The following is a 25,781-nucleotide window of genomic DNA, read 5'->3' as shown; positions in this document are numbered from 1 at the left end:
GTTGATTAATGATCTGCTCACATTGTTATTATTAATTGAAAAGCTATTCGCGAATAAAATTTTTATATTAACTTATTGAAAGCTGAGCAGAGTCTATGAGAATATGTGGGGTTTTTTAGTAGATATGTTCGCAGTAGGCAGATTAGCATCACGTCTAGATTCCGGGCGTTTTTTCGTTAATTGGCCTATGGACCAGTTGACAGACTAATGTGTATTTTTTTCATGTTCTTCCTTTTTGCAAAACCTTAAGTATAATGAATTTAGTTCAATTAATTAAACGAAAAATATATTTTGAAAATATTGAAAATTATGAATATAAATGATTTAATTTAAATATGTTCTTTTTGCTGGTTCGGACGACGTGATGTTGATGGACGGTAAAGATGCTAGTAAGAATGAATGCGCATGTATGGTAGTCTAAAACTTCTCAATTCATTTAAGAAAGGATGTGTTTTATCATTTCCCGCCAGAAGACTCCCTCTTCAAGCGTGTGAAGGGCGAGAACCCAACGGTAAGGGGGAGATGAATGGCGGTTGGGATAAGCCAAAGTAATCTTTTGACAAACATACGTTCTGTGGTTGATAATAACTATAAGGGGGTGAAACCAATGGTCGTAAACAAAGCTTATAAATTTCGAATCTATCCAACTAAAGAACAACTAGTTCTAATCAATAAAACGATCGGCTGCTCCCGTTTTGTCTATAACTTCTTTTTAGGCAAACAAAAGGAGAAAGGTGCCTACTGGTATATTTGTGAAGAAATGAAGCAGAACGGCCAATTACCCTCTAATGAATGGAAAGGTTCTTTTCTGAATAAATACGCAACAATCAAAGAACTTCCAGCTTTAAAGAAAAAGTATTCTTTCCTGAAAGAAGTAGACAGTATTGCCTTACAGAAATCGGTGGAAAATTTAGCAGATTCCTATAGTCGATATTATAAAAAGCAAAACAAGTCACCACGCTTCAAATCGAAAAAGAATCCTATCCAGTCCTATACGACTAAACATACGAATGGGAATATTGGAATTGTTGGAAACAAAATCAAATTGCCAAAACTCGGTCTAGTTCGTTTTGCTAAAAGCCGCGAAGTCGAAGGGCGAATCATCAATGCCACAATCAGGCGGAACCCTACGGGTAAATATTTCATTTCCGTTTTAGCCGAAACCAATGTACAAGTACTTCCTAAAACGAATCGTTCGTGCGGTGTAGATGTTGGTTTGAAGAACTTTGCTATTCTTTCAGATGGTACGGTCTATCAAAATCCAAAATTCTTCCGGACGGTCGAAAAGAAATTGACCAAAGCACAACGGATTCTTTCAAGGCGACAAGAAATAGCCTTGAATCAAAATAAACCATTGGCTGAAGCTAAAAACTATCAAAAACAAAAACGAAAAGTGGCTATCCTACACGAAAAAATTTCAAATGCCCGAATGGATTACTTACATAAAGTTTCTACCAAAATCATCAAAAACCACGATGTTATTGGAATGGAAGACTTGCAAGTGTCGAATATGATGAAAAATCACAAACTAGCTAAAGCTATTAGTGAAGTATCTTGGTACCAATTCAAAAAAATGTTGGAATACAAAGCAAAATGGTATGGTAAACAAATCGTGACCGTATCTAAAACGTTCGCTTCTAGCCAATTGTGTTCTAGCTGCGGTTACCAAAATAAAGACGTTAAACATCTGAATCTTCGTGAATGGGATTGTCCTTTTTGTACTACTCACCACGATCGAGATATTAACGCAGGACTCAATCTATTGAATGAAGCCATAAGGCTTCTAACCGTAGGAACTACGGGAGTAGCCTAATTAAAAATTGGCCGATAGGCTGATGTTCTTAGGAATCCCCCACTTCAATCAGACCGTATGGTCGATAAGTGGTGGGTAGTTCAAGGCCACTATTTTCCCTTGAAAAAAAATTCTCCCCGCCAGAGTAACTGATTATGTTACTGCAGACCATAGTGTCATTGCAATAGAATCTTAACGGAATGATGAAATATTTAAAGAATAGAGGGATTTTTTATGATTAAAATCGATCTTTTATTTAAAAATGCCAATGTACTGACTTTAGATAATAGGAATCGTCGTGCTGGGTCTGTGGCTGTAGTAAATGGCAAAATTGTTGGTATTTGGAGGGAGTGCGAGCCTCCTAAAAGTGCCGTCGAAGTGACAGCAAGTACAAATGTTGTTGATTTAAAGGGATCTACTTTAATTCCAGGATTTATTGATACACATAATCACATTTTGGCGTATGGCCAAATAATGAGACAGGTGAATTGCGGCACACCGCCTAATCAATCCATAAAAGATATATTGGAGGTAATTGGAGCAAAAGCAAAAGAAACTCCCAATAGGGAATGGGTCAAGGGATATGGATATGATGATACCCTTCTGTATGAAAAGCGCCATATAACACGGGAAGACTTAGATAAGGTTTCGCCAAATAAACCTGTTATCATCACACACACCTCAGGACACATATCCGCAGTTAATTCACTTGCTTTACAATTATCTGGTTTAACAGATGATGTTTCTGACCCTCAAGGCGGCCATTATGGGCGGGATGAGAAAGGGAGACTGAATGGCGTAATCTATGAACCAGCAGCTATGATACCGATTAATAAACAGATTCCTCAAATGACAGTAAAACAACAGATTGACATGCTAGGGAAGGCTTCAAAAGATTATTTAGCTCAAGGGATTACAACGAATACAGATGCAGCTGTAGGCTTCACTAGTGATTTGCAAGATTTAGAGATTCATCTTAAAGCGGCTGAGCAAGGGATTAATCCGATGCGTACGCAATTAATGATTATGCACCAGCAGCTTCGTGAAGGAGAAGCTTTCGGAGGATATTCTCCTGCTCAACTGGACAAAGAGTTCCAAGAAAGATCTGGAGGCCGGGCTAAATTAGATAGCGCCAAAATGTTCCAGGATGGCTCCATTCAAGGCTTAACAGGAGCATTGCGGGAACCGTATTATCAAAATCCAGATGTTTATGGAGAACTCATCCATCCGCAAGAAGCATTTAACGAAGAAGTTTTAGACCTGCACAGTCGAGGATTTAGAATCACAACCCATGGAAACGGGGATCGTGCCATCGGATCGATATTAGAAGCATACCAATATGCTTTATCCAAGAGCCCACGTGCAGATCACCGCCATCGAATCGAACATGTCCAAAGCGCCACCGCTGAAGATGTGGTGAAGATGAAAGAACTTGATGTAGCAGGATCCTTTTTCATCAATCATGTATATTTTTGGGGAGACAGGCATAAACAAATTTTCTTGGGGCCAGAGCGGGGAAGGCGTATTAGCCCTTTAGCTGAGGCTGTAGCTCATAATTTACTGTTTACCCTGCATTCTGATTGTCCAATTACTCCAATCTCACCGCTGTTTTCTGTGTGGGCAGCAGTAAACCGAATAACGAGAGAGGGCCATGTTTTAGGCCTAGAGCAGCGTATTGATGTCGAAACTGCATTAAAGTCCATGACTATTTATGGAGCAAAACTAAATTTTGATGAAGCGTGTTCAGGAAGCATCGAAATTGGAAAACATGCAGACTTTGCCATTCTCGAGGCTGATCCTACAGCCATTCATCCGGAAGAAATTAAGGACATTTCAGTTCTGGCTACTTTTATTGATGGAAAACCAGTATATGGTCAAGAAACGGTAAGGACTTCTTAACTTTTTATTGCATCTTTAAAAGGCGTTAACAATTGAGCTTAATGTTATAAATACCAACATCTATAATTATTTGAAGAGTGCATCAATCTAATTTTCCTTCCATTATCAATCCATTATACCTATATTTTCAGCGGCATTATCTACTATTATTTTTAGCTTGCCACTAAAACGCTTACCAGAAGCAATAGGGGGTTCTGCGGTAGGGGGGTCAATCGGTCAATCTAGGGATGCAGGTAGCTGGCTTTATTGCTCCTTTAGCTCTAGGTTTTGTTATAGACGCTTTTGGCGGATCATTTAAAGGAGCTGTTTGGTTTTTTGGTTTCATTCGGGGTTGTTTGCTTTATCGCTTTTATGACATTAATTCGGGTAAGGAAATTATACTACTGAAAATCCTCAAATAGTTCCTGCTTGCAAAATAGAATGATATGAATGCTTGATTTTAAAGTGGAGAATTCACATAAAATGTAAATTCTTCATATTTTTTTTGTTTTTTTAAAAGGCAAGATTATTCAGGAGGCATTTTTCACTACAGGCAATCTGAAGCGCCCTTATTCAAGTTCTTCCACTTTTCGGCACTGTTGCAGGCATCCAGACCTAACAATAGTAAGGCGGTAATACATTCTTCAAATTCTTCCTCCTAAAAAAACAGGTAAAATAACTTCTTTCAAACATTTACAAGACAAACAGTTTTTTATCGGGTTTTATAAACAACTTTGATATCATTTAGGTGTCTCGGTTAATCATTCACAGTTCATGTCTGAGTGAATTAAATTTCTGATTAAACAACTTCAAGGGATGACGATATGCGGAATCGTTGCAATTAAACCAATCTGAATATTCGTTATAAGCTTCTTTTTACTTCTTTAGTTCGGCAATTAATTAATTCTCTTTGCATCCCCTGAATGGCCTTTCAAATAGAAGAATGTAATAAACCCTAAACAATGGCCGGGAATCTTCCAACTACGAGCAATAATACCATCTGGCCGTACCTATCCAGTTAATACGATTCAAAAAGTCCTTAGTGCAAATAGATGCAGATATCGTTTTTCGTCTTTCAGTTATTTTTGCTACACATATCCGATTATGATTTAACATTGTAGAACCAGACCTCTTTTTATAAAAGAGCATAAGAGATTACTTTGTCCTAACGTATTCCTGAAGCAAAAATGTGAAACGGTTTATTATGAACACTATAATTTTTTATTGGCAATAGCAGAAGAACGAGAATTGGCCATTTCACACCCATTTATATAAGAGTTCGAAAGCACAATATAGTACCTTCTTTTGATAAACTCATTTTATAAAAAGAAGGTATTCCTTTTAACAAGAAGAATTATATATAACGAAAAATATTAAGGATCTATGCCTTACTATATAGGGGGAGGAAGATGGGGAAATCGATCCTTTTTGAAGTGCAAGAAGAAGTGAATTTGGTAGCAGAAGCAATTAAGTCTGTATTGGATTTGGAAGTTATTGTTTATGATCAGAATAAAGTGGTGGTTGCTGCTACAGGAGGTGGTCATCATGCTGTTGTGGGTGAGCCGGTTCGAGGACATATTATAAAAGAAGTGATAAAAACAGGAAAGCATGTTTATAACTTTGAACCAGGTTTTCATGATGTTTGTCAAAGTTGCATTCTCCATGGAAACTGCCCTGAAAAAGCAGATGTGTCCTTTCCTCTGAAACATGAAGGGAAAAACGTAGGGGTGATTAGCTTAACCGCATTTTCTGAAGAACAGAAGGCAGAATTTAAAGAAAGGCACCTTGTTTTATCGAATTACCTTGGGAAAATGGCTGACTTAATAAGCAGTAAAATAAATGCAAAATCGTTGTTGGGAAAATATTTACACATGTTTCAAATGCTTCAAGTGGCTATACAATCGATGTATGAAGGAATTATCGCAGTAGATCAAAACGGGTATATCTTAGAGCTAAATCGTTCTGCAGAAAAGACACTGCAGATGAAAAGAAATGAAATCCTAACTCTTAATGTATCCGATATCATTCCTGATTTACCTATTTCGAAAGTTTTATCAACAGCGAAAGGATATTCAGACATTGAATTTTCACTTCAAATACATAATAAAAAGATTCAGGTGATCGGTAGTATTATTCCACTTGTTCATGATGATCGTATTATAGGAGTTGCTATTTCATTTAAGGACTTAAAGGATGTACAAAAATTAGCATATTCGATTACGTCAGAGGTAGATGATTCAACCTTTGACATTATCGTAGGGAAAAGTAAAGCCATTCTACAAGTGAAAGATATAGCTAAACAAATAGCAACCTCTGACTCCACCATGATATTTTTGGGGGAAAGTGGGACGGGTAAAGAACTTTTCGCAAGGGCCGTGCATCAAGAAAGTCAAAGGGTAAACAAACCCTTTAGGGCGATTAATTGTGCTGCAATTCCAGAACATCTACTAGAGAGTGAATTATTTGGATATAACGAAGGAGCATTTACTGGGGCGAGGAAAAAAGGGAAGCCTGGAAAGTTTGAGATGGCCAATGGCGGAACTATTTTTCTGGATGAAATCGGTGATATGCCTCTTCACCTACAAGTTAAAATTTTACGGGTTTTAGAAGAAAGAAGGATTGAAAGGATAGGTTCTAATTCTTCTCTAGATATTGATGTGAGGGTGCTGGCAGCAACCAATAAAAACTTAGAGCAAATGGTAAAGGATAGAGAGTTTAGAGAGGATTTATTTTATCGATTAAATGTTATTCCTCTTCACATTCCTCCATTAAGAGAACGAGTGGGAGATGTAGCCGTCCTTCTTCACCATTTTGTTAATCACTATGTGAATATTACAGGAAAGCAAGTAAGGGGCTTTACTCCAGAAGCTGAAGCATGTCTATGTTCTTATAATTGGCCAGGAAATATTAGAGAGCTACAAAATACAGTGGAATACGCTATCAATATGGCAAAATCTTTTTGGATTACATTAGAAAATTTACCCACTAGAGTTAGGGTCAAAACTAATCAAAGTGTTTTAGACCAAGGGTTAACCTTAGCAGATATGGAAGAAAAAATGATTATCGAATCTTTAAAAAAACATGGTGATACATTGAATGGAAAGAAGAAGGCTGCGAAGGATTTAGGAATAAACGTTGCGACTCTATATCGGAAAATCAATAAGTTTGAAATTAATCGCAAAATGCAAATGTAGTTTGCATTTTGCGATTAATGAAGAAATCGGTAGTAGGTTAGTCCTTTTTAAGATTTATTAGGGCTAACCTCCTTTTTTAATTTGCATTTTGCGAAAAGAAAAGGGTCCTGCTACTGACTATTCTCTGAAAAGTAAAGCTAAATTCGTCTAGAATAAGGGTTTGTTTAATTTTTTTGATATTCCTAACAACTTGGTACAGTAATTGCATTAGTAATAGTTGAAAGAGAAAATGAAAGGTGAGGGTGATTTATGAAAAAACTAATGTATTTTCGATTTCCATAACAGAAATAATCTTTCGGAAATTGTAAGCGTTTTCTACGAAAATTCCATTTGGGAGTGATGTTATGAGGATCAAGCAGAGGATTGAAAAAGTACCGGGGGGGCTTATGGTGATTCCACTCATGTTGGGGGCACTCTTTAATACGATTGATCAGCTTCATATTCCACTTGTTATGGAGTTTCTTAAATCATTAGGAGTAACACCTGTCGAAGAAGGCATTTATGAGTTTATGAGAATTGGAGGGTTTTCGGAAGCTCTCTTTAAAAACGGGACATTGACACTTATCGGCTTATTCTTGTTCTGTGCAGGTAGTCAGATGAATTTACGAGTGGGTGGAAAAGCCTTAAAAAAAGGAATTCTTTTAACTTCTAGTAAGTGTTTGACTGGAATAACAATTGGACTTCTATTCGGTTACTTTTTTGATCCTATGAACGGGTTGCTTGGCTTATCCACTCTTGCCATTATTGCTGCAATGACAAATGGAAATGAAGGAATGTATGCCGTTCTCACCGGACAATATGGTAACCGTTCAGATGTAGGAGCAATTTCTGTTTTGACCTTAAATGATGGTCCATTCTTTACCATGATGGCATTGGGAATAGTAGGAATTAACTTCCCTGCTATCGCATTCATCGCGGTATTGTTGCCAATTGCTTTAGGGATGTTATTAGGAAACTTGGATGAGGACATTAGGGAATTTCTAAAGCCAGGTGAAACGTTACTTGTTCCCTTTTTTGCTTTTTGTCTAGGAGCAGGAATGAATTTCATGAGTTTCTTTAATGCTGAAGCTGTTTGGGGCGGTCTTGTCTTGGGTTTTGTAACCGTCATTTTTACTGCTCTAACAGGAGTCCTCGTTTATCGTATATTTGGTGAGAAAAGTACAATTGGTCCCGTTGCCGAGGCATCAACCGCAGGGAATGCAGTGGGAACACCAGCAGCCATAGCAGCTGCTGCTTCTGTTGCTGCAGGAGCAGGACTTATGTCATTAGACGAGGCACAAAGATTTCAACAAATAGCTAATCTAGCTACAATTCAAATTTCTATTTCTACTATTACTACTTCCATTCTTTGTCCAATTGCTGTGATTTTTTGGGATAAATTCCAGAGAAGCAAAGGGATTGACGGTCGATTAGAAGATTCCTCTAACCGAAGTGAGGTGCCGGTAGAAGTGGATCAGCAAATTTAGAAAGGTGAGGGGACGAATGAAGTGGATAAAGCCCAATATTGAAAACCAGATTTGCACCATAACGATAAATAACCCACCAATGAATATTTTGACGAAGGAATTTCGTGAAGAATTTGTGCCGTATATGGAAAATCTAAAGTCCCGTACTGATGTTCGAGTCATTATTTTGACAGGAGACGGTGACCGGGCATTCTGTGCAGGAGCTGATTTAAATGAAGAAGGTGAATTGACCCCTGAGACTGTACGCTACTTTCTCGAAGAAGATTGCCGCATTTATGATGTTGTTAATGAAATGCCACAACCAGTGATTGCTGCTGTTAATGGATATGCTTTTGGTGGGGGATTTGAACTGATCCTAGCATGTGATATTCGAATTATGTCCGATCGAGCAAAGCTGTGTGCAGCAGGAGTTAAAGTAGGATTAGTTGTCGGACCTACCCGACTTGTAAGGTTGATGGGAGAAGCTTATGCAAAGGAAGTCATATTAACTGGGAGAACCGTATTAGCTAATGAAGCATTTCAACGTGGTTTGGCTAGCAAAGTTGTTCCTCATAATACATTAATGAATGAAGCTTTAGATTGGGCAAAAATGATTGCCTCACGTGCACCAATTGCAGTCAGGAATGCTAAAGAAACAATTCAAAAAACAATGGATGTAAATTGGCAAGAAGCCATGGCATTTGAGTTAGATGCTTTTATTACTTGCCAGGATACGCAAGATCATAAACATGCCATTGAATCTTTTTTTAATAAACAAATACCAATTTTCCAAGGAAGATGATAAAGAGATTTATAGACCAAGAGGAGGATTCACAAGTTATGAATGAAGTTATGATGTATCCAGGAGCCTATGCGTTGATAAAAGTTTTGGCAGGAGTTGTAGAAGGCGAGAAAGTGTTGATCTTAACTGATTTTCAAACAGAAAGTATTGCTAAAACATTGGCAGATGTAACCTGCTCTTTAGGTGCTGAACCGATTACGATGTCCATGCCACCAAGAAAGGGGCATGGTGATGCTCTACCCGATCCAGTTGCCGCAGCTATGAAAGAAGTAGATGTTGTGATTGCTCCAACTACTTATAACATCGCACACACGAATGCTCGTCATGAGGCACAAGCGGCTGGTGCTAGAGTTTTAGTCTTGCCAGAATCCCATGAAAACATTTTGTTGAGTAAAGGCTTACAAGCTGATTTTATTTCACTTAGACCCCAAGTGGAACAAGTAGCAAATTTATTAACCAAGGGTGATGTAGTTAGGGTAACGACTACTCAAGGAACGGATTTACGACTATCCATTAAAGGAAGGGAAGGGCGAGCATTAACAGGTTTTGCAAATACCAAGGATATATCTGCTGTGCACTGCATTGAATCCAGTATAGCACCTGTTGAAGGATCTGCAGAAGGGGTCCTAGTAGTAGATGGAAGTATACCAGGAGTTGGTCTTATAGATACTCCTGTGGTTGTTGAGTTTAAGGCTGGGAAGGCTGTTTCCATTACAGGGGGAAAGGAGGCAGATTTGTTTAGAAAAATATTAATTGAACGAAATGATGAAGATGGGAACATCTATTATGCAGGTGAATTTGGAATTGGTATGAACCCGGAATGTGAGTTAGAAAATAGTATGTTAAGTGACGAAGGGGTGTTTGGCACCATTCACGTTGCTTTAGGTACAAATGCTTATATTGGTGGGGTAATTAAGGCAAAAGGTCATTACGATATGGTTGTTAAAGACGCTATGGTGGAAATAGACGGTGTAACTATTCTTCGTAACAATGAACTTTATTTATGAGTTTGATGGAGGATACTGTGTTGATAGATTAATAAATATTTAGTAAATGATAGAAGGGATTGATTTGATGAGTGCTTTGAATGGTATCCGTATCGTAGATCTCAGTCAGGTAATGGCAGGTCCTTATTGCAGTATGTTACTAGCCGATATGGGAGCTGATGTAATAAAAATTGAACCACCCACTGGTGAGAATACTAGAAGGTGGCCACCTCACATCGATGGAGAAAGTGCTGCTTTTATGGCAATTAATCGAAATAAGCGCAGCATGACGCTGAATTTGAAAGATGATGAAGACAAGAAAATATTTTATAAATTGATTGAAACAGCAGATGTACTAGTTGAGAATTATCGTCCCGGTGTAGTTAAGCGATTGGGTGTTGACTATGACACCCTAAACAAGATTAATCCTCGTTTAGTTTATTGCTCTATTTCCGGTTTTGGTCAATATGGACCTTATTCATCTCGCGGGGGCTATGACTTAATTGCGCAGGGAATGACGGGAATCATGAGTGTGACCGGAGAAAGAGGCGGAAACCCAGTAAAGTGTGGGTTGCCTATCACAGATTTGGGTGTTGCACTGTTCGCTGCCTATGGAATATTATCTGCTTTGTATGCACGTGTTCAATCAAATGAAGGTCAATTTATAGATGCTTCTTTATTTGATACCGGCCTTGCTTTATCTGTTTGGGAAAGCACGCAATATTGGGTTAATGGTGAAACACCAGAGCCTACTGGGAGCGGACACCGATTGTCGGCACCTTATCAAGCCTTTCAAGCGAGTGATGGCTATTTCACTGTAGGAGCAGATACGCCACATCATTGGCCTGTATTTTGTCATATCATAGGAAGACCCGAATTTCTAAATGACGAAAGATTTGTCGATGATCCTTCACGGATCAAGCATTTAAAGGTTTTCATACAATTAATTGAAGAAAAAACAAGTAAACGCCCAAGAAGTTATTGGCTGGAGAAGTTTGAAGAGGTAGGGATACCTGCCGGCCCAATTAATTCTTATCCAGAATCATTAACTGATTCACATACCATTTCCAGGCGAATGGTTGAAGAGTTAGAACACCCTATTGCTGGAAAAATTAAGGCGTTAGGTATTCCTATCAAATTATCAAAAAATCCTGGTCAAATAAGAAATGCAGCTCCTTTGCTAGGGCAGCATACAGAGGAAATTTTAAAAGAATTAGGATTAGAAAAATCTGATCAATCTTATAAAGAGTTAAATATATAACACCTAATATTAATTACGAGAGTGATAGGGGGATGGTGTTGGTGATTCATCGTTTAAGAGGAAGAGTTCCATCCATTAATTCTGAAACCTTTATACATGAGTCAGCGCAAATTATTGGAGATGTTAGGATTGCAAAAGATGTGAGCGTCTGGCCACAAGCCGTGTTAAGGGGAGATGATAAAAATTTCATTGAAATAGGGGAAGGAAGCAATATACAAGATGGTTGTATCTGTCATGTTACACCCGATTTCCCTTTACATATAGGGAAAATGGTAACTGTTGGACACGGAGCTATCCTACATGCCTGTAAAATTGAGGATGGGGCTTTGATCGGCATTGGAGCGAAAGTTCTAGATGGGGCTACCGTTAGAAAGGGAGCACAAGTAGGAGCTGGAGCAGTTGTACCCCCAGGCAGGATTATTCCAGAAGGAGCACTAGCTATAGGAATTCCTGTTAAAGTGGTTAGGGAGCTAACGGAAGAAGATAAGAATGAAAATGTTCATAATGCGATGGAATATATTGAACTTTGGAAACGTGATTATTACAAGGAAAGGGATGAAATTTGAGTTACGAAAGCTTAAGACTCAATAGTAGAGGACAAAAATGGGAAGAATTATTTGGATTTTGCAAGTGAGTAGGCGTCAATAATGTTTTACAAACCTGCGTCTGTAGGAATCTATTCTATGTTCATCATGAAGTTGCCGCCGAATTACCAACAAATTTGTAGAAATAGTAAAACGATTAAAAGTTAGGAAAAAAGAATATTTAGAAGAGAAAATTGTATCTACAAATATTGGTTAATCGATGGAGTCAGTTAAAATGGACTTAAAATTGAATGAAGTAAAGGAAATCATTCCTTCTAACCAAATTTTTACGAGTATATCTGATAGACATAGTTATAGTTACAATGCTTCTTTTGGTAAGTTCCTCCCTGATATGGTGATTCAGGTGAAGAATAAAATAGATCAGCAGGAATTTACAATTTAGTTAATTACGAAGTATCCATGGATATTTTAGATTTGAAGATGGAAAAAGCAAAGGATACTAAAGCCTCTATTATCGTAACGACAAATCCCGGTTGCTTGTTACAAATGAAATTGGGTATAAAAAGGGAAGGTCTAGAGGAAAGTATAAGGGCTCTACATCTTGTAGAATTACTAGTTGAAGCAGGAGCAGTAACAAAATAGGAAATTTAATCTGCACTTTAATTGGTCGATTATTCACTGTTATGGAAGAATTTAATCAAGTATATGATCAATGGAAGTCAGCAGAGAATGAATTCCATTGCATCCTATCCAGTTTGAAAACTCTTTGTTCAAACTGGATTTTTTTATGCGATATTCCTATTAAAATTTTTACATTCTATTATTAATAGAAAATTAACAAATCGCCTCAAGTACATTTTTTAATTGTAAAATATTGTTCTGCTTACTTTCGTTCTTCTTATAAATGAAAACGGTATTAAGGACATTGTCAAAATTTAAAGTGTAATAGTGAATGTTTGTATAGTTGTATAAGTCAATAAGCTTAGTATTTAATACAGCAATGGTATTACTGATTTGTAAAAAATCTTGAATACTACTAATAGATTTTATTTCCTTTAATTTATATTGTAGTTGATTATCCATAAGCCAATCAACTACAGCTCTTGTATACATACAACCTTTACTCAAAACGAGCAATGTAATTGGTGTTTTCTGATCGAAATTGATTATATGATCATTACTTGAAATAATCTCAAATGTTTCAGTGGCAACAATATCGTATGCTAAATCGGGGTATTTTTTAATAGGTTCGCTAATTAGTGCACAATCCAATTCGGAATTGTGTACTTTTTGATTTATGGCATTACTAGAATCTACTGCGAAGTCTACATCCAATTGAATGTCTTTCGTATTCAACATATTGGCGAGGGGGGCTCCGTAGATTTTTAAGGTTGTATGTGATGTGCCAAAGTTCACTTTAGAGTTAAGCTGATAGGCACCAATGGATTGTAAAAATTCTTCATATTCTTGAGTAATAAGTTGAAGATAGTTTTGATACTGAGTACCTACGCTAGTAATCTTCAATCCTTGGGGTGTTCGTTTAAAAACGGGTTTTCCAATTTCTGACTCCATTTTTTTCACTTTAGCAGTAAGTGCGGATTGAGTATAGTTTGTGATTTCTGCGGATTTACTTAAATTTTGTCGATTTAATATTTCAATTTTTAATGTAATTTCTTCGATGTTCATTTTGTTTGTCACACACCCTATAAAAAAAATTTATGGATCCTATCATTTTCCTCCATTTTACGCTTCTCAGTAAGGAGAGTAAACTCTAGTTAGCTTAATAAATAAGGAGTCGAGATGATGCTACAAGCTAATAATAGATTACGAGACTATTCACTCTATAATAAATATCCATAGCCGAATTTTACTGATTGAATACATATGTAATAGCAAGATATTGGAGGGGCATTAATGAATACATATTATAAATGGTTAATCGTATTAGTGGCTACACTATCACAAACTGCGAAGCAACATTTGTGACATATGGCATGGGACCTATCGCTACATTCTATCAAATTGAATGGAACTTAACACCATTGCAAACAGGCTTTATTGTTTCAGCTGTAAATATTGGTCCGATGTTTTCAATGTTAGTGTTTGGTTACTTAATGGATAAAAAAGGGGAAAAACAAATTATTGGATGGGGGACAATTTTATTAGGGCTCTCAGCATTAACACTCGTTTTTGTTAATAATTATATTGTATTGCTGCTTTTATTATTATTGGTTGGGATATGGTACGGCAGTGCTCAAACTGGTGGTAGTACTGCTATCGTAAAATGGTTTCCCAACAAACATAGAGGTCTAGCTTTAGGAATAAGACAGACCGGTATACCAATAGGAGGGGCTTTAGCCTCTGTAATGTTAACCTATACATTTTATCATTTCAATTTGTCAGTCGCGCATGTTGTACAAGGAGTTGTAGCAATTATAGGAGGTCTACTCTTTTTATTATTTTATCATGAGCCAGAAAATACTAGTCCTCCAGAATCGAAATCGGTGTCCTTTAAGGAGAAAATGAATCTTATCAAAAATAATAAAGAATTATATCCGATGTACATTGTAGGTGTTGTAATGATGTCATTACAAATGATTATCATTGCACATTTTATGAGTTATGTTCATCAAGAAGGTAGCTATTCCCTAACAGAGGCAGGGAAATATTTAAGCCTTGTTTTAATAGGTGGAATGATTGGGCGGGTAGTCATCGCATGGATGAGTGATCAATTCTTTGAGCATAATAGAGAAAGATTATTGCTTATTGTGATGGTTTTTACAGTAATTCTTACATTGATGTTGCCACTAATCATTCATGTAGAAATAAAAATATTGATGCTGCTATTCTGTTTACTATTAGGGTTTTTAGCAATTGGTTGGTATTCAATTTTTATTGCTTGTGTCACAGAGCAATCGGATCCCCGTTATATAGGCTTAACGGTGAGTTCAGCTTTGACATTAAATCAATTATTTATTGTTATAGCACCTTCGTTATTCGGTTTAGTCGTAAATATATTGAATAGTTATCAGCTAGCATTATATCTTGTTGGAATCGCTGTAGCTTTAGGAGCGATTAATTTATACAGAGCAAAAATAAAAATAGAATGGTCAAAGGGTCATCGCAAAAGTGCGATTTTTGAGCGACACAGGTAGAAAATATTTAAACTTTTTATAAAAGAATCATTTAATTGAACATGCTCTTTCTATTTGCCCAAAAATCAAGCGGTTTATTTCTAATAATGTGACTTGTTCTTCTTCAATCTGTTGCTCTTTTTTCTTTAAAGTTAACGCCAGGAAAAGAGAATTTCAAGCAAATACTAGTGCTACATAGTACACAGTTTGTACACCTTTAAAATAAATTTGAATTTTGGAAATGTCTCGTAATGTGGTGTATATAAAGAGTTGAGAGGAGTAATTGGGGTTAAATAATATTAAATTCTGAAAAAAGGGCTTGACCATCGGATGTTATCATACTATAATTTCGTTTATTATTCAAAATATTTAATGAGCGAAGAAAAGAACATTATTAAGCCGGTCTCCCTGTTAATAGAGAATCAGTGGTTGGTGCAAACTGATACAAAGACTTAGGTGAATTTCATTCTTGGAGCTTTTTTATACTACAACATTGAGAAAGTAGTATAAAACGGATTAAACCGTTATTTTAACAAGTGGGAAACATGTATTGTTTCCAATTAGGGTGGTACCGCGTGAACAGCCACGTCCCTATCGTTAACGATAGAGACGTGGCTTTTTTTGTTCTTTACTTTGTTTTGTAGAGGACGTAATAAAAATAGATTGGATTGATTAGCATTCAAACATCAGAGCAATGGTCATCGAAGATTGGTTTTATTTTATCAGCAGCAGGATCAGCTATAGGAGTAGGCGCAATATGGAAGCTTCCTTATGTAACTGGAATAAGCGGAGGAGGCGCATTCTTCCTTCTGTTTATTTTATTTTCTTTGTTTATAGGTTTTCCATTGTTATTAGCAGAGTTTGTTATTGGTAGAAGTACACAAAAGGAAGCAGTTAGTGCTTATCGCAGTTTAGCTCCTAATAGTAATTGGCATTGGATTGGTAGGTTAGGGGTATTTACCTGTTTTCTTTTATTGTCTTTTTATAGTGTAATTGGTGGTTGGATTGTTATTTATTTTGCAAAAGGTTTATTTGGTGGAATAATTAGTGAGGGCGCAGATTATGGATCTGTCTTTAACGAGACGATTGGAAATCCTATCTTGGTGATTGTAGCTCAATTTGCATTTTTGGCGATTACCGTTTTAGTTGTAGCAAAGGGGATTCAAAATGGCATTGAAAAAGTAAATAAAATTTTGATGCCCGCTTTATTTTTACTATTTTTTGTTCTAATCATTCGCTCACTAACACTCGATAACGCTATGGAAGGTGTGAAGTTCTTTCTAGCACCTGATTTCTCGAGTATTACATCTCAAAGTATTCTGTATGCGATGGGTCAAGCGTTTTTCTCCTTAAGTGTCGGCGTATCAGTAATGGTTACTTATAGTTCATATCTTTCAAAAAAAGAAAGCTTAATTCAACCAGCCATTTCAATCGTTACAATGAATTTATTCATTGCTTTATTAGCAGGATTAGCAATCTTCCCAGCTGTATTTTCACTAGGTTTAGAACCAGCTGAAGGACCTGGTTTGTTGTTTGTTGTACTGCCTGCTGTGTTTAATCAAATTGTTTTTGGAGAAGTTTTCTTATTAGGTTTTTTAGCATTATTTTTATTTGCCACATTAACTTCGGCTTTTTCTATGTTAGAAATAATTGTCGCATCACTAATTAAAGGAAAAGTGGAGAAGCGAACAAAATATGCATTTATTATTGGTGTTTTAATTTTTGCAGTAGGAATTCCCTCTGCATTATCCTATAGCGTTTTTGCTGATATGTTAATCTTCTCGAAAAATTTATTTGATTCAGCTGATTATTTAGTTAGTAATATATTAATGCCACTAGGAGTGTTTTTAATCTCTATTTTCGTACCACTTAAGATTAAGAAAAGCACTTTGAGAGAGGAACTATTACAGCATTCTCGTTTAGGGGCTTCTGCATTTAATATATGGTTTTTTATAATGAGGTTCATTATTCCTTTAGTAATTATCATAGTATTTCTTGATAGTACTGGAATACTTGATAAAATAGTTGCGATTTTTTAGTATGAAATCACTCACTTTTTGAGAGCTTATTAAGAGTGAATCAAAAGCGCTGAAAGCTAGCAGAGATTCTGCCTAACTTCATCACTTTTTTCATAAAAAAACGGATAATTATGTGGTATGGCGAAGCCAAAGTGATATGGGCAGAATGTCGTTGGAGACCCAAGTGGTAATAAAAGAGGATACTAAGTAGTAAAACAATCTCTTTATTTAGGTTCGAAAATGGTTTTCTTTTTTTGACTTTATACTGATAAGTTTACGCATTAAAATAAGTTAGAGAATAGATACAACATTAAATAGTAGTTATTAAAGCCAAGGTCAGCGATTTGTATAGTCGCTGACCTTGGCTTTTTTCATGTAAGTCTGACATGGTGGTTAGCTTTTATCAAAGTGTGCCATGGTGACGGAAAACTGAAGGCAAACGGACAGGCTGAGTATCGTAATTAGCTTGGTTAACAAAGTAAAGATCTTATTTACAATGGCAAGTTAGGAGAACTTTTCACTTTATAGAGAAAGTAAACAATATCAATGAAATTACTCGGGGACTTTATACCTTTACCTCTATGGAATAGGATACAAACCGACGTTATTAGCAAAAAGTATACTTTTAATACCCGTTATCTCTCCATTCCTCCGGATGGTACTTTGGTTAAGCCTTTCTTCTTTATTCCATTAAGTTACTTTTTGTTTTTAGTGGTATTATCGAATTATTGTTTGTGGCTTTAGATTTAGATCAATAAGTCTTTAAGCCCCTCCATCAAAAAAGCCAATCTCCTGTACGTTAATAAAATTGGCTTTTTTATTTTATTTATTAATTAGTTTGTTTTATGAACACGGAAATGGTCGGTTCTTTTTCGTAACTAAACAACCTTTTTTATCGTTTGGTAAAAACACCACACTTCTCCATATAAACTCCTCTATATCTCCATATAGACTCTAGATTAGTCCTGTACATTAGAGATATCAAGGAGGTAATAAAAATGAATTTTATCAAACGCGCACTTTTAAGTGTACGAGCAAGAAAGGGAAAATCCCTTATCTTATTTGCTGTTTTTTTAGTTGTTACTAATTTAGTATTAGCAGGATTCGCCATGCAAAATGTCACAGACACAGCGAGTGATCTCGCTAGAAAAAAATTGGGAGTTGACGTAACGCTAGGATTAAATCAAGAAAAGCTTCCAAAATATATTGAAAAACAGAGAGAAGAAAATCCTAATGAGCCAGTACAATTTCCAGAAATTTCTTCAGAGGAAGCAGATAAGTTAGCTAAATCACCCTATGTGAAAAATTTCAACTATCTAAAAGAAACTCAGGGTTTAGCAGATGGTTATATTCCCATTAATATTGAAGGAAATGAAGACGTGATGAGTGGTTCCATAGCTGGTGGAGGCAACCCTGATAGAGAAATGCCAAATCTATCAATTACCGGCGTGAGAAGCTCTGATTTATTGAAAGAATTTACAGAAGGAACGGAGGAAATCATTAAGGGTCGTGAAATAACAGCAGAAGACAAAGATAAGAAAGTAGCCTTGGTTGAAAAACAGTTAGCTGAACATAACAAACTTAAAGTTGGTGATAAGGTAAAAATCAAAAAAGACGATGGGAAATCGACAATAAAGTTAGAAATAATAGGGATTTATGAGACATCCAACATAACTAGCCAAATGGAAACAGCACCACCGTTGTTTCATCCATCTAACAAAATATATGTTTCGTACGAATCGTTAAAAGAATTTTCAGGAAACAAGGATATGAATGGCACGCCAATTGATAAAGCAATTTATTACTTAACTGACCCGAATCATATCGATGCTTTTAAAGCAAAGGGAAAGAAAACAGACATTGATTTTGACCTTTTTAAACTAGATGCTCATGATGCCTTATATAAAAAAATGATAGGCCCTATTGAGAACATGGCATCCACTTCAAAATGGATTATCTACCTGGTTTCAATTACAGGATCCATTATCTTAGGTCTTATCATTATGTTGACCATAAAAGAACGACGGAAGGAGCTAGGAATCTTACTGTCGATTGGCGAGAAAAAAGGGAAATTAATTGGCCAACTCTTAGTAGAAGTATTATGTATAGCAGTTCTAGCATTTAGCCTCTCTATATTTACAGGTGGGACAGTGTCTCAAAAAATGGGAGACAGTTTATTGCAGAAAGAAATTACCGCTGAAGAGCAAGAAAATAATCCTAGGGAACAAACAATTATGTTTGGGATGAATGATGACCAAGGTCAAGAAGTGGATCCTATTGATAATATTGATGTAAGTGTAACATCCCAAGATGTGCTGAAAGTAGGTGGATTAGGTCTATTAATCGCAATCGTATCAACCATTATTCCAGCATTATCGATTCTTCGATTGAAACCAAAAGAAATTTTATTAAAAGATTAATAGGAGGGATATACACATGGACACTATTTTACAGTTTAAAGATCTGAATTACCATTATCAAAGCAATAATAAAAAAATCACTATATTAGATAATGTAAACTTTGCGTTTCAAGCCGGACACTTTTATACCATTTTAGGACCATCGGGATCAGGAAAAACAACGACCCTTAGTTTAGCAAGTGGATTAGATATCCCAAGTAGAGGGAATGTAGTATATAAAGGAACAGATATAAGGAAGATAGGTTTGGATTCCTATCGAAACCAACATGTCTCGATTATCTTTCAATCATATAATCTCATTACGTATATGACTGCTCTTCAAAATGTAGTCACTGCGATGGAGATTACAGGAGTCGATGTGAAAGACAAAAAAGCAAAAGCACTTGAGTTATTAGAAAAGGTAGGGCTGACAGAAGGAGAAGCAAAAAGAAAGGTATTACAGCTTAGCGGTGGTCAGCAACAGCGTGTAGCGATTGCTCGTGCATTATCTTGTAATGTAGATTTATTAATTGCTGATGAACCAACTGGGAATTTAGATCAAGAAACTTCCATGGAAATTATCGAGTTATTTAAAGAACTTGCTCATAAAGAAAATAAATGTATCATTGTCGTCACTCATTCACAAGAGGTGGCTAAACAATCTGATAAAGCGGTGTATCTCGAAAAAAGAAATTTAGTAATCAAAGAGTTGTAAGGCAAATAAATAGTAGAAGTTACAACTCGTTTCGGTAACACTGTTAGATAAAAAAAGAAATATAACTAAGTAATATAAATTTAATTAGAGAACATGTTCAACTACATGAAAAAGGAATGAGAAGATGTGGATGAAAGTATGGATTAAAATTGCAACATCCATTGGTTTAATAACAATAGGTCTTTTAATTGGTTCGTTTACAAACTTGATGAATTTAGGGGATAATCCAGAATTGAATGAAAAAGAAAAAGATAGTTATCAAGATTTATTTCAGGATAATCCAGAGGTGTTTTTCCCTTCCAATCAAGATGAAATGGGACCAAATCAGGGAGACATGTCCCCAAATCAGGGAGACGTGTCCCCTCCTAATCAAGGAGGGTCTGAGGAAGGCTCTACAAAGGGGGAAGCAAAGCCCTATTAAGGTTCAGAAGATAGGCAAAAATGAAAGAAGAGCATTAGGAAATATTCAGAAGGTAAAAATAATGCAGTCTCCAATGAATGAGTATGAGTAAAAAAATACATGCTTAAAGATTCTATATTTTAAAATATAGAATCTTTTTTGCTATGTACTTCGGTTATTTAATCATTTACTTTGTTTCTTTTCGAGTATATGAACAATTTGGAAATTTAATTCAACTAGACATAACATCACTCATATTTAGTTATAAGTGTTTATGATTATGTAAATTCATAGAAATTAAATAAAAGTCTGAATCTCATTTCATCCTATAGAAATGGGATTCAGACTCTTTTTGTTTACTTTATGGATAATGGAATGGTAACTAAAAATTGTACACCCTGTTCAGTATTATTCATAGAATACGTGATAAAAAGGGCTTCAAAAATTTGCTTTACAATATATAACCCTAAGCCACTCCCCCCAGTATTTCGATTTCTTGATTTTTCAATTCGATAAAATGGTTTGAAAATATGTTGTATATCCTCTTCTTTAATTTTTACACCCGTATTGATGACTTGAAATTGGATGTGGTGTTGTTTTGAATCCTGAGTTAGCTTTATATATACTTTCTCGCCATGCGGTGAATACATAATCCCATTATGAATAATGTTTTTACAGGCTTTTTCTAAAAGAGCACGATCTGTAAAAACAGAAAGGTGAGAACCAATCTGTTTTATTATTTGAATGTCTTTTTGAGAAGCAAAAAAACCGAGATTTTTTGTGATTATATTAATTAATTCCGCGAGATTTACTTCTTCTAATTTTAGTTTAAAGGTATGTTGTTCCAATTTGGATATACCTAGAATCTCACGAACAAGTTGTTCCATATCCTGAACGGTTTGAAAGTTTTTTTGTAAATATGTGTCCCGGTCTTTATAGGGACCGATATTATACATCATTCCTTCTAAGTGTCCTTTCATAACAGTGAGAGGAGTCTTTAATTCATGAGCTACAATTGAAAAAAATTCCCTGCGTTTTTTTTCTATTTCTCTTTCTTTTTCAATGTCGCTTTGTAATTGCTGATTCGCTTTCTGTAAATCAAGCATAGTTTGTTGTAAATTAAGTGACATATCATTTAAACTATTGGATAATTCCTCTAATTCATCATTGGAACGAACCTCAATTTTTTCGGAAAAATCCAAGTTCGCCATCTTTTGTGCCCCTCTATTAATATAAATGAGTGGTCTTGTAATAAACCTCGAATATAAATAAGCACTTCCGACACCAATAACAACTACAATGATACTGATATAAGGAAGGAAACGTACCAAGACCTGTGAAGCTTCATTAATAGGTTGAAATGTTGCGGATACTACGAGCGTTAAGTTACCATCTTGGAATTGGATTGGCATGGCAACATCAAATGAATTGGAAAGGTTATTTGAATTTCTTAAAGGCTTTGTATTATCGAATTTTACACCTGGTAATGCTTGAGCACTACCTTGAATAAAAGATAAAAAAGGAGAATAAATTATTGCTCCTTCATTATTTTGAAGGTAGATGATTGCATTATTTTTTTGAGCGTATTCATCAAAAAGTGGTATCGCATTTTGAAAAGAAAGATCCTTAGATTTATCAATTATTTCTTCTATTCCTGTTTGAAGCTGGTCTGTTTTATACTGCTCATAAAATGTAGGGAGAAAGAAGTATAAAGTTAAATAGATCAGAACTGCAAAGGCTAACAAAATAAGGGATGTAATCAAAAAGAGTTTATAGGTAATCCTCTTCATCTTCATGATATTTAATATCTTATTCATCGATTTTGTAACCAATTCCCTTTACTGTTTTAATGTAGGGTATTTCTAATTTTTTTCGTATGTTTTTAATATGTGTATCGATAATTCGTGTTTCTCCGTAGTACTCGTATCCCCAAACTTTTTCTACGATGCTTTCTCTTGTGAGTACTTTTTTCTCATTTTGAAGGAGTAGTTGCAAGCATCTCAAATTCTTTTGTTGTTAAAGGTATTTCAACTTTATTTACATATACTTTATATGCATCACAATCAACATGCATTTCTTTAAAAACTAAATGATTAGCTGTACTTTGATCATAGCTTCTCCTCAGTACTGCTTCGACTCGTCTTATCAAAACATGAAAAGAAAAAGGTTTAGTTATATAATCATCGATTCCAAGATCAAAACCTCTCATTTGATCTTGTTCTTCTTCTAAAGCGGTTAGCATAATAATTGGTACATTTGACTGGTTTCGAATCATTTTGGCAACTTCAAATCCGTTAAGGTTTGGCATCATCACATCCAAAAGAATTAAATCAAAGGATTGCTTATTATATTGTTTCATTCCCTCTAATCCATCTGATGCAACCTCAACAGTATAGTGTTGTGTCATTAAAAATTGTTTAATTAATTCCTGAATCTCATGATCATCCTCTACTACAAGAATATGATAGTTCCTCATGGTATCACCTCTTGTATCATTATAACCGTGTTATATGGAGTTAATGTGGAGAAGCATTCGATATTATACATAGAATAAATAAGGAGACTTAATAGGAAAACTATATTTATTTTTTACCAGCTAAATTCTTTCTTTATTAAATGCAAAGCTGCTGTTGATGGCTCATCATTCAGATGAGAGTCGAATAAAAGTAGAAAAAATCAGCACCGTATTTAACTAAAGCACTCAATTGTTAATAGGAGAATGCAAAACAAGTTAGTAAATATTAATGAAGAAACTGGTTCTTAACTCCATCACCACCATAGAAAGGATAGGTTTCTTTTCTGTTATTCATCAGTATTATAAGGATGGATGAAGCCAGTACAGAAATCCCCTCTCTTTTTAAACAAACGGGTGCAAGAGTTTAATAAGTCGTCGCTGATGATCCCTTTCTTATCGAGCTAAAGGGGCAGAAAATTAATTTCATCAAATAACCATTGATTTTAATTGCTGGCTAATATAAAATAATTCAAAATAATCTAATTTTTAAAATTCTATGAAGAGAAAGAGTACGTTATAGTTTCTGTTCCAAAGAGAGCTGGTGTTTTGCTGGAAGCCAGTGTCCAGATAATAACCGAAAATCATCTCTGAGAAGTAAAGCCGAATGTATTAGTAAGCTTTATCGGTTTCCTCCGTTACAAGGAACAACGTATGATTGTACGTTTGTAAGGGTAATAAAGTGCTTTCGAAGCATTTTATTAAACAAGAGTGGTACCGCGAGTTAAAATCTCGTCTCTTAATGAGACGGGATTTTTTGTTTTTTAATCCTTTTTAAATCAATGAAAATAATTGTAAAGAGGTGAAGGTGTAATGAAGACACTATTATTCGTAACAGATTTATACTATGAAGCAAAAGGAAGAAATTATTATGAGGAGGATTTGCTCCTTACTTCGAAGCTTAGAGAAGATTTTCAGGTGGTCATTTGTCATCCTGAAGATACCGAAACGTTTGAAAAAGATTTTGACTTAATTGTATTTCGAAATGCTGGTCCAGTAGCGAATTTTAAGGATAAGTATCAAGCATTCCGAAATAGAGTAGTTTCTGGTTATTTGAAAACATACAATTCATTTAACGGAATGGCTGATATGAACGGGAAGGAATATTTAATTGAATTAACGAATGCTAAATTTCCTGTTATTCCAACTATCGATACTCTTGATTCTTTAGATAAACTCCCTAATGTAAAAACGTATATTGTAAAGCCGAAAGATGGTGCAGATTCTATCGGTATGGAATTTGTCACGAAAGATGAATTGAGAGATAAAGTTGATTCAGAATCAAAAAACACATTGGTACAACCATTTATCAACTTTGAGTATGAGGTTTCATTTTATTTTATCGATAAAGAATTTCAGTATGCTCTTTATGCACCAGATAAAGAGCAAAGATGGGAATTAAAAGATTATGTGCCTACTGAAGAAGATTTAACTTTTGCTAACCGATTTATTGAATGGAATAATCTTGATTGGGGGATTCAACGAGTTGATGCTTGTCGGAATGAACAAGGTGAACTTTTATTAGTTGAATTAGAGGATTTAAATCCCTATCTTTCCTTGTTAGAATTATCTGTTGAAACACGTCAGAACTTTGTAGAAGCAATGAAAAAATCATTACAGAAAGCTCTTCAAGCTTAAATCAAGATGTTTTACCAAGGGACCTTATTAATATGGTCCTTTTTTCTTTGTGAAAAATCAACAGTATGTTATAACAGGTCTTTAAATAAAAAAAATTCTTCTCTTACTCCACTACTGAGTGTTTTCGTATAAAAGCACTTTATGGGTGGTGTTCAAATATGTGGCAAGAGTATAAGATTGTTTTTGCGGATTATCAAATCAGAGCAAATGACACTGTTTTATGTTATGAAGGCCAGATTTTTCCCCTGATGTCCCTGATAAAATTACATAACTCTGAAAAGTATCCGTGAAACACGTTTTGCTTAGGGGAGGGGTCTCGGAGTCATTTATTAATAAGTTCAGTCGAGTATATAATTTAATTCATACTTGACATATGTGTTTAATATAATTTAGTATAAACTTAAATATTCAAACTAATAAAATGTGCTGACTAGATTACTAGAGGCTCTCTATTCAAGATGAAGTGTATCTTGGACAGAGGGCCTCTTTTGGCTATAGAAATCAACGGTATGGAAGGAGGTGGAACAGGAAGAAAACGCGTTTTACAACTAAAATTAACAATATAATTCTTTGCTACATACCACTATTCAACGAAATGATTTGATTATAAAAGGAGGCTACATCTTGGGAAAATTATTACGTAATGCTCTAAATAATAAAAAGGTTTTCCTGATAAACAAGTTAATTGAAGAAGGGGTTTATAAGAAAAATAACACTCATTTATTTGAAATGACTTTATCTGATTTACAGGAAGAATATAATAAAATTAGTGATAAAAAAAGATGAGCGTTTGAAGCATTAAACGTATTCCGATAATAACCCAGGGTAAGATCATCTAATTTTAGTTAGTTTTAAAGATTATGGGATATCTACCTTTTGAATTTCAATTAATTTAGTGGAGTATTTTTTCTTAGGAGTTGTTTGTTTACATGAATTTACTTTGTAAAACTTATTCAGAGAGGTGAAGGAAAAGGGCCTTTGAAACTTCTAGCAAAGATTTTTTTAGAATTCCGTGCTACCACAATCTAGTTTAATGCGGACCTCTCATTCTTGAAGAAGGTT

The 25,781-nt window shown here is 35.3% G+C and carries 18 protein-coding genes, 3 pseudogenes and 2 other annotated features; of the genes and pseudogenes, 18 read left to right on the top strand and 3 right to left on the bottom strand.

Annotated elements, in window-relative coordinates; translation table 11 throughout:
- The first annotated feature begins 607 nt into the window (after positions 1–607).
- From tnpB to JFU50_RS26565, 10 genes and pseudogenes are all read left to right on the top strand, one after another.
- Complete coding sequence (gene tnpB, locus JFU50_RS26610) at positions 608–1,813, top strand: IS200/IS605 family element RNA-guided endonuclease TnpB (RefSeq protein ID WP_201224846.1); 1,206 nt, start codon at positions 608–610, stop codon at positions 1,811–1,813.
- A 213-nt stretch (positions 1,814–2,026) separates the two neighbouring features.
- Positions 2,027–3,691 carry an amidohydrolase gene (locus tag JFU50_RS26605; RefSeq protein ID WP_201224845.1) on the top strand — a complete coding sequence of 555 codons (1,665 nt, stop codon included), beginning with the start codon at positions 2,027–2,029 and terminating at the stop codon, positions 3,689–3,691.
- Positions 3,692–5,079: 1,388 nt separating this feature from the next.
- On the top strand, positions 5,080–6,864 hold the full coding sequence (locus tag JFU50_RS26600) for a sigma-54 interaction domain-containing protein (RefSeq protein ID WP_201180966.1): 1,785 nt from the start codon (positions 5,080–5,082) through the stop codon (positions 6,862–6,864).
- Positions 6,865–7,208: 344 nt separating this feature from the next.
- Entirely contained in the window at positions 7,209–8,330 is a 1,122-nt protein-coding gene (locus tag JFU50_RS26595) for a 2-keto-3-deoxygluconate permease (protein ID WP_201180964.1), read from the top strand.
- A gap of 16 nt (positions 8,331–8,346) precedes the next feature.
- The gene (locus JFU50_RS26590; protein WP_201224844.1) at positions 8,347–9,111 is read left to right on the top strand and encodes an enoyl-CoA hydratase/isomerase family protein; all 765 of its coding nucleotides are present in this window, start codon (positions 8,347–8,349) and stop codon (positions 9,109–9,111) included.
- Positions 9,112–9,149: 38 nt separating this feature from the next.
- Entirely contained in the window at positions 9,150–10,118 is a 969-nt protein-coding gene (locus tag JFU50_RS26585) for an aminopeptidase (protein WP_201180960.1), read from the top strand.
- A 67-nt stretch (positions 10,119–10,185) separates the two neighbouring features.
- Positions 10,186–11,358 carry a CaiB/BaiF CoA transferase family protein gene (locus JFU50_RS26580; RefSeq protein WP_242489107.1) on the top strand — a complete coding sequence of 391 codons (1,173 nt, stop codon included), beginning with the start codon at positions 10,186–10,188 and terminating at the stop codon, positions 11,356–11,358.
- 41 nt (positions 11,359–11,399) lie between these two features.
- Positions 11,400–11,924: a gamma carbonic anhydrase family protein gene (locus tag JFU50_RS26575; RefSeq protein ID WP_201224843.1), complete on the top strand. Its 525-nt coding sequence runs from the start codon at positions 11,400–11,402 to the stop codon at positions 11,922–11,924.
- 253 nt (positions 11,925–12,177) lie between these two features.
- Complete coding sequence (locus JFU50_RS26570) at positions 12,178–12,345, top strand: hypothetical protein (protein WP_207198838.1); 168 nt, start codon at positions 12,178–12,180, stop codon at positions 12,343–12,345.
- A pseudogene (locus tag JFU50_RS26565) lies at positions 12,324–12,545 on the top strand (heterodisulfide reductase-related iron-sulfur binding cluster); the annotation flags it as partial. The gene JFU50_RS26570 and the pseudogene JFU50_RS26565, both read left to right, overlap by 22 nt.
- 192 nt (positions 12,546–12,737) lie before the next feature.
- Here the strand turns inward: JFU50_RS26565 and JFU50_RS26560 are convergent.
- Entirely contained in the window at positions 12,738–13,589 is an 852-nt protein-coding gene (locus tag JFU50_RS26560) for a LysR family transcriptional regulator (RefSeq protein WP_201224842.1), read from the bottom strand.
- Positions 13,590–13,817: 228 nt separating this feature from the next.
- Here JFU50_RS26560 and JFU50_RS26555 point away from each other — a divergent pair.
- The 6 genes and pseudogenes from JFU50_RS26555 to JFU50_RS26530 all read left to right on the top strand — a co-directional run bounded on the left by JFU50_RS26555 (position 13,818) and on the right by JFU50_RS26530 (position 20,590).
- Positions 13,818–15,058 (top strand): annotated as a pseudogene (locus tag JFU50_RS26555) (MFS transporter).
- A 349-nt stretch (positions 15,059–15,407) separates the two neighbouring features.
- Positions 15,408–15,633 (top strand) — a binding site (T-box leader).
- 81 nt (positions 15,634–15,714) lie between these two features.
- Positions 15,715–17,076, top strand: coding sequence for a sodium-dependent transporter (locus JFU50_RS26550; protein WP_098175146.1), 1,362 nt, complete (start codon positions 15,715–15,717; stop codon positions 17,074–17,076).
- A 525-nt stretch (positions 17,077–17,601) separates the two neighbouring features.
- Positions 17,602–17,799 (top strand): DUF3955 domain-containing protein, encoded by a 198-nt coding sequence (locus JFU50_RS32065; RefSeq protein ID WP_377374170.1) that lies wholly within the window; start codon positions 17,602–17,604, stop codon positions 17,797–17,799.
- Between the two features lie 254 nt (positions 17,800–18,053).
- The gene (locus JFU50_RS26540) at positions 18,054–19,475 is read left to right on the top strand and encodes an ABC transporter permease (protein WP_201224841.1); all 1,422 of its coding nucleotides are present in this window, start codon (positions 18,054–18,056) and stop codon (positions 19,473–19,475) included.
- A 16-nt stretch (positions 19,476–19,491) separates the two neighbouring features.
- Positions 19,492–20,169, top strand: coding sequence for an ABC transporter ATP-binding protein (locus tag JFU50_RS26535; RefSeq protein ID WP_053345656.1), 678 nt, complete (start codon positions 19,492–19,494; stop codon positions 20,167–20,169).
- A 130-nt stretch (positions 20,170–20,299) separates the two neighbouring features.
- A complete protein-coding gene (locus JFU50_RS26530; RefSeq protein WP_157443867.1) occupies positions 20,300–20,590 on the top strand; it encodes a hypothetical protein in 291 nt (96 codons plus the stop codon).
- A gap of 335 nt (positions 20,591–20,925) precedes the next feature.
- Here JFU50_RS26530 and JFU50_RS26525 read toward each other — a convergent pair whose 3' ends face one another.
- Positions 20,926–22,365 carry a sensor histidine kinase gene (locus JFU50_RS26525; RefSeq protein ID WP_201225198.1) on the bottom strand — a complete coding sequence of 480 codons (1,440 nt, stop codon included), beginning with the start codon at positions 22,363–22,365 and terminating at the stop codon, positions 20,926–20,928.
- 13 nt (positions 22,366–22,378) lie between these two features.
- Positions 22,379–23,045: pseudogene (locus JFU50_RS26520) on the bottom strand (response regulator transcription factor).
- Between the two features lie 526 nt (positions 23,046–23,571).
- Positions 23,572–23,824 (top strand) — a binding site (T-box leader).
- A gap of 70 nt (positions 23,825–23,894) precedes the next feature.
- Here JFU50_RS26520 and JFU50_RS26515 point away from each other — a divergent pair.
- Complete coding sequence (locus tag JFU50_RS26515) at positions 23,895–24,719, top strand: hypothetical protein (RefSeq protein ID WP_201224840.1); 825 nt, start codon at positions 23,895–23,897, stop codon at positions 24,717–24,719.
- Between the two features lie 624 nt (positions 24,720–25,343).
- The gene (locus JFU50_RS26510) at positions 25,344–25,505 is read left to right on the top strand and encodes a Fur-regulated basic protein FbpA (RefSeq protein WP_201180948.1); all 162 of its coding nucleotides are present in this window, start codon (positions 25,344–25,346) and stop codon (positions 25,503–25,505) included.
- The last annotated feature ends 276 nt before the right edge of the window (positions 25,506–25,781 follow it).

Source organism: Peribacillus sp. TH14 (genome assembly GCF_016651145.1).
Taxonomy (GTDB): domain Bacteria; phylum Bacillota; class Bacilli; order Bacillales; family DSM-1321; genus Peribacillus; species Peribacillus butanolivorans.
This window is presented reverse-complemented; position numbering and strand designations above follow the sequence as displayed.